The organism is Acinetobacter sp. 12966 (genome assembly GCF_031196995.1).
GTDB classification, from domain to species: domain Bacteria; phylum Pseudomonadota; class Gammaproteobacteria; order Pseudomonadales; family Moraxellaceae; genus Acinetobacter; species Acinetobacter geminorum.
Genome location: NZ_JAVIMC010000021.1, coordinates 1 through 9,979, shown reverse-complemented (window position 1 = coordinate 9,979; position 9,979 = coordinate 1). Strand labels below are relative to the sequence as shown.

Here is a 9,979-nt window from a genome sequence, read left to right as displayed (position 1 = left end):
ATTTTTACACTGCCGCTAACACCGATCCTAATGCCTTTTATCCTAGAGCTTTATTTGGTATCTATCTCAATGATAGATTCAAAAAATACTTAGAGTTAGCCAAATCAAGTCATATAAAAGTTGAAGTTTACAATGGCTATGAAGCTATCGATGGCTATGAGGCTAAAGGTGGTTATAATTTAGTTATCAAGAATCAAAACTCAAATCGAACAATTGAATTAAAAGGATTTTGTAAACTATTGCTGACTATTGGGCACTGGACTGCAAGTCGTTTAGACTCCGAGCACAGTTTATTCGTGAAACCCTACCCTTTTCAAAAAGTCTTAATGAGACTCAATGACACTATTAGACAAGATCATAAGCCAAATGTTCTTGTGCGTGGCATGGGCCCTAGTGGTGTTGATACGGTCATCACTCTATTTAGTGAAGGATCGTTTGTAACTGAAAATGGAGCCTTCTCAAGCTATCAGAAGGCAGTGACAGATAAATACTTCAAAGCCTATGTTGTCAGTCGTTCAGGATACTTCCCTGCGGTACGAGGCAATAAGCCTAACTATGACTTTAAGTATTTCACTCATGAATCTTTCACCGAGTTACAGCAGTACTTAAATAAAGTTTTATCACTAGATGATATTCTTCATCTGCTTGACCTTGAACTTAAAAATGCAACTAACGGTGAAGTTTCATTCAATGATTTGTGCAACTTGAAATTTGCCAATGCTTATGAAAAGTTAAAATATGATCTGGAGCATCAAGAGCTTAATGACTTAATTAATATGATCATTCTTAAAGTACGAAGAATGAAGTTTTACCGCTATTTAAGCAGTCATGATAAAAAACGCTACGACCAAGAATTTGATCACTTATTCATTCGCCTTGCCGTACCAATTCCACTCGAAAATGCACAAAAGCTGAAATGCCTATTTGAAGCTGGCCTACTTCAATCACTTAAACTTGGCTATAACAGCAAACCTCTAAAAATAATGGATAGTCATGTACAGCTTATTGATGATCTAGGACATTCATTTGATTTTGATCTTGTGGTGAATACGATCAGTCAAGATTTTGATATCTATAAACATCCCTCAGCATTGGTTAAATCATTGTTAGAGCAAAAGAATATTGTCCCGAATATGGAGGATGAATATAACACTGGAGGTTTAATGCTGGATGGCTTCGAGACCTACAAACTGATGGAAAACCGTAGAGGATTTATAAAGCCCTCGGAGTATTTTTACTCTTTTGGTGTGCTTACCCGATACTGGCAGAATGAACGTAACTTTTCCAAAGCGATTGTTGATGCGGCTGATTCTGTCTCAACTGATTGGGTTGAATTGTTTCAAAAGCATCTCAGTGAACCCATATTTACGCCAGAACAACTTTATAAAATTAGTTAATCGGACGAGGAAAATGATCAATGGAAATGCATCAGTTTTGTTATGACCGTGATATTAGGATAGTGCTGTGCAATTTAAAAGATAGCCTGTTTCCGTTTCATAAGCATACTTATATTCCCGATCTTGTGTACTGCTCAAAAGGCGCTATTCAGGTTGAGTTACCAGATTTGCAGCAGAAATACATTGTTAATCAGGGAAATTTTTTTCAAATTCCCCCTAATGTTAGACACAGATTTGCAAATAAAGATATTGAGGTTGAAAGCCGTTATATCATTCTTCAAATTGGAGAGTTTAGTATTGAATTTTTTAAAAATATTGAAGAAATAGAACCACTACTTGCCAATATTGAACCTAAAACACGACTGAGTTCAGATATTTTTATTAAGGACTATAACGCTGACATTCAATGTATTATTGAAGACTTTAAAAACAATAGAAAAAAGGAAATTAGTACTGAGGAACAAGCCGACATTATTCAAGCATTAGAAGTATTTTTGCAGAATGGATATAAGTCAAAATTTCCAGAGAAATCGTACTTTTTCGCTTAATCCAACTGCGTGTTAGTCATGCAAAGCATAGTCATCATATATTCAAGCGGGCTCCTGAAGTTCCTTGTTATAACTTATGCTTTGCATTTCCTGTAATCGTGAATAGGTTCTTTGAAATTCAAATTTAAGCCTCTCGCCTTTATATAATTGATTTAATGGTTGTGAAGCAGCAAAGTATAGTTTGATTTTTTGATCATAAAGCTCATCAATCAAATAAATAAAACGTCTCACGGTATCATAAATTCTATCTGTTAGATCACCAATTCCACTGATAAGAACATAGTCATATTGCGTTGCTATCTCAATGTAATCAGCTGGGCTTCTGGCTTCTCGGCAAAGGTTTTCGAAGTCGAACCAAATCACATTCTTATAGCAAGATTTAACCTCTACTGATCTGTGGTTGATTAAGATGCTCGTCTTGAGTTCTTTCTGGTTATTTGTAAGTTGCTGATAAACCGAATGAAGCCATTGTTCTGATTCTTCATTTAATGGAAATCTATAGAAATGGTCATTAGCGTTGCTTTCTTTTATGGTTCTATAATCGAGTTGATTACCGATCTTCAAGACGGTGCAATTCTTATTGATATGATCTATGGTCTCTAAAAATCTATCGCGATTTAAGCCATCTTTATAAAGATCTTCCGGATCAATATTCGAGGTAGCAACCAATATCACTTTCTTTGAAAATAGCAGATTAAATAGATTTGAAAGTATCATTGCGTCGGCAACATTTGATACAAAAAACTCATCAAAGCAAATGAGCTTATAGTTGCTTGCTATGTCATTAGCAATTAGCTTTAAAGGATCTTTATTTCCCCGATAGGCAATAAGCTGCTTGTGAACATCTTTTAAAAAATGATGAAAATGCACTCTCATTTTCTTTTTAAAATTAAGAGAGTTATAGAATAAATCCATAATCCAGGTCTTGCCTGTTCCTACACTCCCCCACATATATAAACCTTTAATCTGGGGACTAAAGAAATGATTAGACTGGTTTTCAATTTTATTCCAAATCTCATTTAATGTTTCAATAGCTTGTCGCTGAGATGGATCTGCAAGAACAACACCATTATTAATCATAGAGTTATATATATCGAGTGGACTTTGACCCTCATGCTTAAGCATCTTCATTCCCTACAGTAGCCAAGATTGTTGTTGAGTGCTTAATAATAATATCATTCATTATTGAAACTGCTGGAGAAAGATAAGAAAGCTGATGCCAGTATAATGGAATCTTAATTCTATATTCTTTTGAAATTTCTTTTATGCCCTGATTCGATAAATCCTGATTCATTTTGCATATAGGTATTATTCCGTAGCCCATATCACAAGCAAGTCCAGAAATATAAGAGTCAGTTGAAGGAATAATATGAAAAGGAATCATTGATTTTTTTAGTGCGAAGTTAGATTCTAAAAAATCGAAATATACTCTTTCATTTTCATTAAATAAAACTAAAGGAGCTAAACGCAGACTCTCTCTATTAATTCCATTTTTAAACCATTTATTAATAAAATTCTCTGAGGCAACTAGGCAATAAACCATATTCCCTAAATATACACTTGTACAACCTCTAATGATCTCAGACTCGGAAGTAATGCAGGCCTGAACCTCTCCTCTTTTTAAGAGTTCAATGGTATTACAAAGCGTATCAATCTTTACGTCTATTGTAATAGCCTCAGACAGACAGTACTTGGCTAATATAGGGAAAAGTAATGACTCAAATGTACCAATACTCGCAGCAATGGGTAACGGCTTAAATTTATTATTATCGATGACCGATTTTAAAAAAACATTCTCTAATAAAGACACTCGTTGAAGATAAGCAAATAACTCAGCTCCAAATGGTGTTGGTTTACATGGTCTTTCTCTCACTAATAATACATTTCCTAATCTTTCCTCTAGTAATCGAACTCTTTGAGAAATCGCTGACTGAGATAAACATAATTTTTTACCAGCTTTTTCGAAACTTCCTGTTTCAACGACGGCCGAAAAGGCGTCGCATTTAGTTTTGTCTAGCATTTTTAAATGTTATCTATATTAATTAAAGTTATATTTCTTAATCATAGTAATGGGTATGGCAATACGAAATACTACAATTGTATTACTTCTGCTAAATAATCATTATTTATTTTAATTAAATGAGTAACACACATGCGATTAATTAGTAAAACTAATAAAATCCTAATTAAATTCAATATTAATTAAAGTGCAGTACCTAACTCCCAAACTGGTAGTGCGTTAAGCTGATAAGTTTAAGTATTATCGAAGAAAAGCGACAATTGAAATTATTTCAAACAAAAGCCATCTCAGTGGGCAGAATGAGTAGTTGAAGCTGGCTTTGTTTCAGTAATATTTACAAGATAAACTTACTGCAAGCTCAATAGATGAGTTTGCAGTAAATCTAAAAATAAAATATCAGCCCTCTTTTACATCTATCTTTCAACTCAACAGGAAGGTAAAACCTCTTTTAAATAAAATTAGGTTTCTTTCTTATACTTAATTAATTTTAAAAGTAATATTGAAACAACTACCACTAGCCAAATTAAAATTAAATACCTCATCAATAAGGTGGGGAAAATAACCCAATTCCACCAAGAAGCAATTTTTTCTTCACTTGTTGAAAAAATAATTACACTACCTTTTTCATCTTCAAAGCGAACACTGCTAGCTACAATTTTATTACCATTAGGAAATATTGAAGGATAAGGCAAAAAACTTCCTTCTAAATTAAGTAATTTTCTAGGCTTATATAATTCACAAAATGAACCACTCTCATTTCTAAAATATGCACAATTAATAATAAAAATTTTATTGCCTCTTTTTATTATCAGTGATGTCATACGCCCATGTTTAATATAAAATTCAGGTTCATAAACAACAAAACCTTCTTTTTTAGGAGTGAAAACTATACTTGGGTTAAGAGCACAAAGTAGTACGATTAGACAAAAACTTAAGGAAAGGACAAGAACAAAATTTTTATAAATATACGAATGTAATGAAAAAAATGAATCAACTACCTCAGCAGAGATCCACATTTTAAGTTTATGAATCACAACTTCCCCTATAAAACAACAATAAAGAACATCACAGATAAAAGAATGCCTATTAAAAGTGACATAAAATTATCTATATACTTATTTTCCTTAAAAACCTTGCTAAATATAAAAATCAGAAAACAAATTAAATATGACACGTTATAATTAAAAGAAGATAAATCATCAATGTAATTTACTCCTTTACTTCTTTTAGCAAGGAGATAAAACATAAAAATAGAGTAACCCGCCAAACCTAAGAAAATTTAGGTAAATGCGCTTACCTCTGCTTTACTCATAATTTCATCTTTCATAATTCCCCCAATAAAATATAATTATTTAATAAAATAAAAATGCCATTTTATAGCAAAATTAATAATTTTTAATATAGCCCCAAATAACCAAATACAGCTTTTTGAACTCGCTGCTGTAAATTGTTTAAATCGTTTTCCCCTGCTATGCCTGCTGCGTTAATCATTCCTTTACTTAAAGCAATTACATCTTGTGCCGCTGTCTGTCCATGTGAAATACCAGAACGTATAAACAGATCAGAAATTATGGTTTCAAATTCGTGTTGAAGTTCACTTTCCTCACTGTCTTTTCCAATCAGTTCAGAAGCAAATTCTAAGGTTCGTGCCAATTGCGGACGGCTCAATTGATGTTGCACAGCGGCTTCTATGATGAGTTTTAGTTTTTCTTTTAAGTCTGCGGCGTCGTGTTGCTGTATGGCTTCAATAATATGGGTTGAAAGCTTGGCGCGCTCACGTCGAATTAGCTCGACGATTAAAGCATCTTTAGATGGAAAGTACTGATATAGGCTACCAATGCTTACGCCAGCAAGTTCAGCCACGGCATTTGTGTTAAATCCAGCAAAGCCTAAAGACTCCAAAATGCGAGCAGCCGCCTCTAAAATAGCTTCAAAGGTAGCCACTGATCGTGCTTGACGTGGGCGTTTACGTGGGTCTGGGAGGGTTTCTGACATGGGCCGAAATGCGAGTATTTAATGTGAGCAATCACTCATATACTGACTGAGTCATATTGATATGACAAGCAAATGCTGTCTTTTCAATTGAGCTACAACTCAGCCCAGTCATGGAGTGGTTATGTCTAGAACCTATACTTTTTTTATTCACTTAAGAGCTTTGCCTGCTTGGTTGGCTTTAGCTCGTGAAAGGCGGGCTGAGTTTAGTACACAAAAGCTTGAACCTATTTTTGCGAAGTACCCGACTGTAAAAGTTCGTTGGTATGACGTTGAAGCGTTTAGTACTAAAGCGAGTGATATTGCTATGTTTGAGACGACATCTCTGCAAGATTATTATTTTGTGATTGATGCAATTCGAGATTCTGAATTTTGTACAGTACCCTACTTTGAGTTTGTAGAGATTATTCCTGCAATTGAAGATGGATATGTGGAGTATGAAAGTTCTTTATAAAATCAATGATTCTATTTTTACATAGTTGCTAGTTTTATTATGAAACTTAAGAGTATTTTATTAACTAAAAAACTATTGATATAATTTTCAATATTGAGTAAATAATAAAACTACTATAAATAGTAGTTTTATTTAACAACGATTAATAATTAAAACAAAACTTCATTCTATATATAATTTCAGCATACCAATTCATTTAAAATCAGAATTAATAGTTAAAAATAATAAAATCAACAACCAATTTTCTATAGATTTCAGTTAAATAATTTCAATTAATAACACAAAAAATAAATTTCAAAGAAACTCATAATTGAAATAATAGAAAAAAAACCTCCTAGAATTGAAACAAATAAAAAAGCAGCATTAAACAAATTTCTATATGAGTATTTTTTACTAAAAAAATTTAATTTAGTATTTTCTTTAGTAAAATCTAAAGCTTCATTACTAAAAATATAATACTTTGGGTCATATTCTTTTTCTAAATTCGACAATATCTTTTCTGCCTGCTTGACAAGAAATGCTGTCCTTTGATCAAGCTTCCAAAAAATAAAAGAAACAAATACAAGAAAAAGACCTAAAAATATACCCAACAAATTTTGGCTCTTATTCTGCAATATATAAGCTAGTGCAGAACCACTAGCGGCTATAATAACTAAATAGAAGTTGAATAACTTAATACGTTGATCAGAATGAATTTCGAAATATTTCCAAGCATGATCCAATAGTGTTTTATTAATCTCTAATCTGTTCATAATTTACCGTAAAAGTTTAAATAGATTCTTTTGAAAATAAAGATTTAGTGTAAAAGCGCTATTTTTAGCAGCATATTCTTGAAAGTCATCATTTTTCTCTGCATCAGCAAAATCACACACCCCTTTAATTGCAAAAAAGTAAATATTTTTAAAATGATAATGACAAGCACTATATAAGCCAAAAACCTCCATATCAATACCCATTAGATCACGATTTTGAGTATTAACAATAGTTTCTAAAGTTACTTTATCTGCTAGAACTGTAGAGCTAGAAGCTAAAGGACCAATCCTTAAATTTGGTGAATATGAATTGCCATTAATATGCTTTTTTAATATTTCAAAATCTCTTTCTTGAGAAAGATTTTGAAAATCACGCTTAATATTATCAAGAATAGGAATATATTGAGGAGAGTATTTAAAGGTTACTTTATCTCCTGAAAGCTCTCTTTTACCACTTTGATGATCCCAAGATGTTGATGCAACAACAATATCACCTAAATTAACTTCTTTAGAATATCCTGCACAGATTCCTGTCATACAAACGATTTTTGGATTTAATTCATAAATTAATTGTGTAGTTAGTATAGCCGTAGGCACCATACCCATTTCAGTTGCATGAATAGCTGCAATTTTGACTTCTCTATCTTCAATCTTTATATAACCACTATTTAATAGAACTCCGCTATCAGAAATAACTAATCTCTTCCAATTCCAAGGTAATTCCAGTATAGCTGACAATTCAGGTTCAATTAAAGCATTAACAATTAATACTTCATGATTATAATTTATTTCCCTTTGATTATTCTTTCTAATTAAATAATCAATATATGCCAAAAGTATATTTAACCATTCTGAATTACTGTCAGAATATTCAATAATCTGCCATGTAAATGCTTGGAATTTGGATTGAGTATTTTCTAAAACAGATCTGTCTGATGTTATACCAATAATTTTTTCTGGTTTCTTTACACACTCATCACTATGTAAATAATAAAAGAAATCTAAAGAAACCTGCTTATCAGCTTCTCCATAATTATAATATGGAATTAGAATATCCAAGACAATTAAATCATAATAATTTTCTCTAACTAAATCTTCAGCAGAATTCACGCAATCTACTATTTTATAATCAGTTTTAGCCACCCCCATTTCATCTAGTTTATTGGCAAGCTCACCATAACGGCGCGGATTATCATCAATGATTAAAATATTCATTATTTAATTAATTCTTCTATAGAACTTTTCAGTTTGACCTTCCAAGTATCATAGGTTGAGTTAAAATGTAACACATCTATAATATATTCAGGATACTTCATTAATAGATCAGACTTTATAGTATTAATATCAATAGGTTTTGAATCTTTTTTACTAAATGCTTCATACCCTGTGATAATCAAAGTCTTACAAATAATTTTATCTATTTTCAGATTTTTGAGAACCTCAATCCCACCAAATCCTTGTGGATTTCCACCAAACTCTTTTTTTTCTAAATTTATATCAAATGTTGGAAGTGACATATCTAAAATCAGTAAATCTGGTATAGATTCTTCTATCCAATCTAATGCTGAATTAACTGAACATACAACATCTATAGAATATTCACATTCAATCTCCTTAAATAAAGTAGCAATAAAACTTTTAATATGTTCTTTTTTAGGTATTTCATCCTCAACCAGTAAAATATTCATTATTACTCATCCTCTAATTCAAATTGTTTAACTACAAATGAAAGGATAAGATCAACTCTAAACTTATTTTCATTTATGTAATCAAATTTAATTGAACTTTGTTTAGATTGTGATGCCAAGTTAGCTAATTTAATTAAACCACTTTTGCCTTCAATTCGAGTTCTTGTAGAAAAGCTATTGCTTTCTATAGATTGTCTAATTTCATTAACAATATGAATATTTTTATATTTAGTGCGTGGATTACAAGTATTTTCCATTGATATACTAAGAGTTTTTAATGAATCATTGAATGAAATTTTACAATTAATTTCAGGATCATCTAAATATGAATGTCTTTGCACATTATTTAATAATGTAAATAAAACATCATTTATAAATGGAAGATTAGAGAAAGGAATTCTAAGCTGATCTGTAGATTGTGAGGTATCTACTTCATAGCTAAGATTTTTCAACGGTTTATCTAAACACTTTTTCGCCGTATCAAATGCTATTTGGATAATTGCCTCAGGAGCAAGATACTTTGTATGTGCTTCTAAATCACTTCTCGTAAACCATGCACCAACTTCTACTAAGGCTGCTTGCACATCTCTACTACATTCAGTAATTTTTAAATCAAAATTATAAAATATAGAATCAATATTAGGTACTTCTTTCTTTACTTGTGCTTTCAATTTATCAAACTGTAAACCAATTTGCTTGCTAACAGTCGTGTTAATATATTCTCTTGTAGAAATTAAGGAATTATTAATAGAGGCCCATAATAAGTCAATAAAAGTATCTAATGAGTCGCTTAAAGTTGAGTCATATAAATATACTTTCAGAATTTCAATCAGATTACTTGAGAAAGATGAAGTGATTAAACCTAATGGTTTCTCAATTGACTGCAATTGAAGCATCTCATCCTTTAGACTAATCAAACACTCATCAAAAGATTTTGAAAAATCGTTAAAAATTGAGCGAAGCTTTTCTCTGCAAGCATTATCACTACTACACAGATTATCTAACCAATACTCATTATCTCGATAGCTACCATTCTCGGTTGTTTTCGTAGTAATTAATTTACTTTTTTCCAGTGGGGCGCGTAACATACCAATAAATGACTGATGCCTGATCCTAGCCAAAATAATG

At 31.6% G+C, this 9,979-nt stretch carries 12 protein-coding genes; 3 read left to right on the top strand and 9 right to left on the bottom strand.

What is annotated here, in order from left to right:
• Window positions 1–1,397 (top strand): FAD/NAD(P)-binding protein (locus RFW85_RS03460; protein WP_309171145.1); only part of this gene is annotated, 1,397 nt, incomplete at its 5' end.
• Between the two features lie 20 nt (window positions 1,398–1,417).
• Window positions 1,418–1,945, top strand: a complete 528-nt coding sequence (locus RFW85_RS03455; protein WP_309171144.1) for a cupin domain-containing protein — start codon at window positions 1,418–1,420, stop codon at window positions 1,943–1,945.
• 42 nt (window positions 1,946–1,987) lie between these two features.
• On the opposite strand, the gene zapE is transcribed toward RFW85_RS03455, so the two are convergent.
• The 5 genes from zapE to RFW85_RS03430 form a co-directional block, all read right to left on the bottom strand.
• Window positions 1,988–3,070: a cell division protein ZapE gene (gene zapE / locus RFW85_RS03450; RefSeq protein WP_309171143.1), complete on the bottom strand. Its 1,083-nt coding sequence runs from the start codon at window positions 3,068–3,070 to the stop codon at window positions 1,988–1,990.
• The gene (locus RFW85_RS03445) at window positions 3,063–3,965 is read right to left on the bottom strand and encodes an ArgP/LysG family DNA-binding transcriptional regulator (RefSeq protein WP_170248428.1); all 903 of its coding nucleotides are present in this window, start codon (window positions 3,963–3,965) and stop codon (window positions 3,063–3,065) included. The genes zapE and RFW85_RS03445 overlap by 8 nt, the downstream gene beginning before the upstream one ends.
• 458 nt (window positions 3,966–4,423) lie before the next feature.
• A complete protein-coding gene (locus RFW85_RS03440; RefSeq protein WP_309171142.1) occupies window positions 4,424–4,999 on the bottom strand; it encodes a hypothetical protein in 576 nt (191 codons plus the stop codon).
• Window positions 5,000–5,007: 8 nt separating this feature from the next.
• Window positions 5,008–5,244 carry a hypothetical protein gene (locus tag RFW85_RS03435; protein ID WP_309171146.1) on the bottom strand — a complete coding sequence of 79 codons (237 nt, stop codon included), beginning with the start codon at window positions 5,242–5,244 and terminating at the stop codon, window positions 5,008–5,010.
• Window positions 5,245–5,360: 116 nt separating this feature from the next.
• A complete protein-coding gene (locus RFW85_RS03430; RefSeq protein WP_309171141.1) occupies window positions 5,361–5,960 on the bottom strand; it encodes a TetR/AcrR family transcriptional regulator in 600 nt (199 codons plus the stop codon).
• 121 nt (window positions 5,961–6,081) lie between these two features.
• Between RFW85_RS03430 and RFW85_RS03425 the strand changes: the two genes are divergently transcribed.
• The gene (locus RFW85_RS03425; RefSeq protein WP_309171140.1) at window positions 6,082–6,411 is read left to right on the top strand and encodes a darcynin family protein; all 330 of its coding nucleotides are present in this window, start codon (window positions 6,082–6,084) and stop codon (window positions 6,409–6,411) included.
• Window positions 6,412–6,683: 272 nt separating this feature from the next.
• On the opposite strand, the gene RFW85_RS03420 is transcribed toward RFW85_RS03425, so the two are convergent.
• The 4 genes from RFW85_RS03420 to RFW85_RS03405 form a co-directional block, all read right to left on the bottom strand.
• On the bottom strand, window positions 6,684–7,163 hold the full coding sequence (locus RFW85_RS03420; RefSeq protein ID WP_309171139.1) for a hypothetical protein: 480 nt from the start codon (window positions 7,161–7,163) through the stop codon (window positions 6,684–6,686).
• Window positions 7,164–7,166: 3 nt separating this feature from the next.
• Entirely contained in the window at window positions 7,167–8,378 is a 1,212-nt protein-coding gene (locus tag RFW85_RS03415; RefSeq protein ID WP_272302786.1) for a hypothetical protein, read from the bottom strand.
• Window positions 8,378–8,851: a response regulator gene (locus RFW85_RS03410; protein WP_272302785.1), complete on the bottom strand. Its 474-nt coding sequence runs from the start codon at window positions 8,849–8,851 to the stop codon at window positions 8,378–8,380. Before RFW85_RS03410 ends, RFW85_RS03415 begins: the two co-directional genes overlap by 1 nt.
• Before the next feature lie 2 nt (window positions 8,852–8,853).
• A partial coding sequence (locus RFW85_RS03405) for a hypothetical protein (protein ID WP_309171138.1) occupies window positions 8,854–9,979 on the bottom strand: 1,126 nt, incomplete at its 5' end.

Bases quoted from the DNA above. Each gene is read 5' to 3' on its own strand.
- RFW85_RS03455 (WP_309171144.1), top strand. From the start codon at position 1,418: ATGGAAATGCATCAGTTTTGTTATGACCGTGATATTAGGATAGTGCTG.
- zapE (WP_309171143.1), bottom strand. From the start codon at position 3,070: ATGCTTAAGCATGAGGGTCAAAGTCCACTCGATATATATAACTCTATG.
- RFW85_RS03445 (WP_170248428.1), bottom strand. From the start codon at position 3,965: ATGCTAGACAAAACTAAATGCGACGCCTTTTCGGCCGTCGTTGAAACA.
- RFW85_RS03430 (WP_309171141.1), bottom strand. From the start codon at position 5,960: ATGTCAGAAACCCTCCCAGACCCACGTAAACGCCCACGTCAAGCACGA.
- RFW85_RS03425 (WP_309171140.1), top strand. From the start codon at position 6,082: ATGTCTAGAACCTATACTTTTTTTATTCACTTAAGAGCTTTGCCTGCT.
- RFW85_RS03420 (WP_309171139.1), bottom strand. From the start codon at position 7,163: ATGAACAGATTAGAGATTAATAAAACACTATTGGATCATGCTTGGAAA.
- RFW85_RS03415 (WP_272302786.1), bottom strand. From the start codon at position 8,378: ATGAATATTTTAATCATTGATGATAATCCGCGCCGTTATGGTGAGCTT.
- RFW85_RS03410 (WP_272302785.1), bottom strand. From the start codon at position 8,851: ATGAATATTTTACTGGTTGAGGATGAAATACCTAAAAAAGAACATATT.